Annotated in this window: 4 protein-coding genes; 2 read left to right on the top strand and 2 right to left on the bottom strand. The window is 37.6% G+C overall.

What is annotated here, in order from left to right; genetic code table 11:
* Positions 1–26 precede the first annotated feature (26 nt).
* Complete coding sequence (locus ACFVGY_RS37710; RefSeq protein ID WP_385687096.1) at positions 27–200, bottom strand: plasmid recombination protein; 174 nt, start codon at positions 198–200, stop codon at positions 27–29.
* A gap of 546 nt (positions 201–746) precedes the next feature.
* Here ACFVGY_RS37710 and ACFVGY_RS37705 point away from each other — a divergent pair.
* Complete coding sequence (locus ACFVGY_RS37705; RefSeq protein WP_041332645.1) at positions 747–1,424, top strand: hypothetical protein; 678 nt, start codon at positions 747–749, stop codon at positions 1,422–1,424.
* Positions 1,425–1,915: 491 nt separating this feature from the next.
* Positions 1,916–2,419, top strand: coding sequence for a type III toxin-antitoxin system TenpIN family toxin (tenpIN, locus tag ACFVGY_RS37700; RefSeq protein ID WP_385687090.1), 504 nt, complete (start codon positions 1,916–1,918; stop codon positions 2,417–2,419).
* A gap of 33 nt (positions 2,420–2,452) precedes the next feature.
* On the opposite strand, the gene ACFVGY_RS37695 is transcribed toward tenpIN, so the two are convergent.
* Positions 2,453–3,121 (bottom strand): protein rep, encoded by a 669-nt coding sequence (locus tag ACFVGY_RS37695; protein ID WP_385687093.1) that lies wholly within the window; start codon positions 3,119–3,121, stop codon positions 2,453–2,455.
* Between the last annotated feature and the right edge of the window lie 93 nt (positions 3,122–3,214).

Genomic DNA, 3,214 nt, shown 5'->3' with positions numbered 1-3,214 from the left:
ACCCGCCCACAAATTTTTTATTTAACCTATTTTGAATAGCTAATCGGTTTCTCGTTCACCAGATCATAATTTAAGTGCGTCCGCTCCCGATCTATATTTTCATTTTTGCTTTTTTGAAACTCCCGCTGATTGTGTTTTTGTGTTCCATTCAATCTATCTTTTTTGTATTTTTCCATCCTTATGACCGCATAATTTGCCATGAGAAAAACCCCCGATTCAGACCACTGTATAGGGGTTATGGTAACACAAAGTTTATCTTTGGTGTAACGCACTACACCAAATTATGCCCATGGCAAATTTGGACGTGCGACCTGCGGTGCTGGTGGCTCTCTCATTCTCGCTATCGCATCGAAAGTTCGTGCCACTTGTCGGCTGTCCGCCGACCCGATTTTTCCGCCGATGAGAGATCGGCAGAAAATCAGAAAAACCCTTGCTGCTTCCACAGCAATTGACACATGAACTAATTGTTATATGTGTCAAATTTTCAATCAAAGAAAGTATGCTGCGGCAACACGCAGCTACTTTCTCTATTTTTAAAACCATCTTCCCAATCAAAATGATATTAAGACATTGATATATCTGTATTTCGCACACTATAAAGACCGCAAAAATGCCCGCAATCAAAAGTTCAACCTCATAGGAATTTTTATTCAATTTATTTGAAATATTGTTATTTTATTCATATTCAGATACAAGCTATGTTAACGTGAATTCGGTACCAAAATCATACAAGGGAGAGTGTGAAAATGAGGAAATGGATTCTGTTTATGATTATCAGTTTTGTTACACTTGGATTAGTATTGCCTTCAGGCGAAGCTTCTGCTGAAGAAGTAAAGAGTCAATATACGCCCCAAGATTATGAAAAGTACCTCGCAAATTACGATTCAGATGCAGCTAAAGCAGCCGGTGTATCTCCAGAGTACATATCGTCAGCTGTTATGGAAGCTGGAAAAATCCTTGAAGATTTTAAAGCCTTATCAAAAGAAGATCAGGAAAAATTTGTGGAAAGCTTTACAAAGATCGATCCTATCAACATAGAAGAAAACGAAGTTGTAGTTGATGACCCAATCAATGCTATGGGGGACAAAGGCGTTTCTTACGAGAACTCAGTTAAGTTTTTCGGAGTACCCCAGACTACTTACAAAGTTTCCGTTAACTACAATGTATCTGGTGGAAAAGTGAAAAAGATCAACTCTTCAAATGCAAGAGTAGTCCGCAACTTGAATCCAGTAGTAAGAACAGGCTTAAATACAGGCGGCAAGAACGCTTGGGTTACAGGCGATAACAAAGCAGCAGTTTCAGGAAGTTTCTATTATCAAATCGGGCCAATCAAAGACATCGGTATCACTCTAGGTAACGTATTTATCAAAGCCGTCGGCGATAAAAATGGAAAACGCACTTACAAGAAATTCACCGTTGATTGAGCCTAAAAAGTGAGGTCATGGTATGTCTAAGCGTGTAAAAGTAACATTGTGGAGCATTCTAGGAATCCTAGTTGTGTTAAGCGTGATCGGCATTGTTGCTTTCTACCAAACGTTTCCAAGCTAGTCAAATAGTAAAGCAGACCTTTAAGGGTCTGCTTTACTTAATTATGTAATTGTTCATGGCAAAACAAAAATCATGTGAATTTTTTCAAGTGATTTAGGTAAAATAAAAATGAATCCTTGAAAAATCCAGCTAGTACCTTGACTTTTCAAGAATTCGCAACATATAATATGTTTAGATGCAGGTGGTAAAGGAAACCCCTCGTAAAAAAAAGAAATCCTTAATGAAAGATGTAATGGTGGTAGGGAGTGCCCCACGTTAAAAAAAGAAATCCCATCGAATGATAAAAAATATGTTGTAAGATATTTCAAAAAGACCTAGTATTTTTACTAGGTCTTTTTTATTTTTTAAATCACTTAAGGGGAAAACAATGGCGAAGATAAAATTGCATCAATTAACACAAGACTTTTATGACGAACATAGCCATTTAACAGAGATAGCAGATAAAAATTCAAATGGCAATCTTGAAGACAAAGTGCGAGTTTATGGTGTTTTAATTATTGAAATAAAAGGATACCAATTCGCTATCCCTTTACGCTCCAAAATGAAACATAAAGAAAACTTTCCTACAAAGATTTACACGCAACACAATAAGAAATACAGAAAAGGATTAGACTATACAAAAGCAATAATAATTACAGATCCTCGTTTTGTCTCACATAGATCATTCAAAATTCCACAAGATGAATTTTTAAAAATTGTAAATTCAGAAAACCGTATAATCCAGTCTTTTGAAAAATATGTGAATCGTTATGTCCAAGCCTATAATACAGGGGATGAAAATATTTTAAGAAAGTACCAATTTTCAACATTGCAAAATTATCACACAGAATTAGAATGTGTTTCGAACTATTCTGAACAACAAACCTCCTAAATAGAAAAGCAGACCTTTAAGATCTGCTCTTTTTTATTTGATTATGTAATTTTTAATTCCCGGATGCCAGTAAGCCATTACCTCAAACGCTCCATTTGCAACCTCATCATCTTCTTCCTCAATCTTGACCAGATCGCCATCCTCCGCATCACCAAGGTTCAACTCTTTATGTATCTCTTTTAAAATGCCGCCGTACCCGATCAATCTACGGGCAGCCAGCGCATCATCCAAGTAAAGCACCGTGTTCAGATTGTCTTCTGTCACCTTATTGCCGCGCACAACATCCGTATCCTTAACCGGATATTTAGAGATTTCGAGAACAGCTTTTTGCTCCATCATCGCTTCCCGCACTTCGTTTTCAATCTGTTCAGCGTCAATCTTGGCTTTACCTTTCACTCGACGAATATCGACAATTGGAGTGTAATCCAATTTCATCGCCTTTTTCCAAAGGCTCGTCCACTCCGCCTGCTTAATATAATTTTTCCCAAAATAATTTTTCCTTACTGGTATCAACACATGAAAATGCGGATGGTATGTATCTTCTTCATGATTTTTGGTAATCTCTAAAGCTCTGAAAAACCCAAGAACCGAGGTCTTTACTTTTTTGTACTGGAACAGTTTCCTAAAGCCTTCCATCATCTCAGAAATTTGTGGCTTCAGCCGTTCTCCCTTTACATTCCGAACCGTCAGCGTGAGAAAAATCCATCCGCAGCCATACTGCCGATTGGCTTACTCGACGAACAACATATTTTGATAAGCCATTTTTAAAGACCGGCGCCACCCCCCACACCGGCA

The sequence above is a fragment of the Streptomyces sp. NPDC127106 genome (assembly GCF_042677605.1).
In the GTDB taxonomy this organism is placed as follows: Bacteria; Actinomycetota; Actinomycetes; order Streptomycetales; family Streptomycetaceae; genus Streptomyces.
This window is presented reverse-complemented; position numbering and strand designations above follow the sequence as displayed.

Excerpts from the sequence above, each read along its gene's own strand:
- ACFVGY_RS37705 (WP_041332645.1), top strand. The coding sequence starts at position 747 with ATGAGGAAATGGATTCTGTTTATGATTATCAGTTTTGTTACACTTGGA.
- tenpIN (WP_385687090.1), top strand. The coding sequence starts at position 1,916 with ATGGCGAAGATAAAATTGCATCAATTAACACAAGACTTTTATGACGAA.
- ACFVGY_RS37710 (WP_385687096.1), bottom strand. The coding sequence starts at position 200 with ATGGCAAATTATGCGGTCATAAGGATGGAAAAATACAAAAAAGATAGA.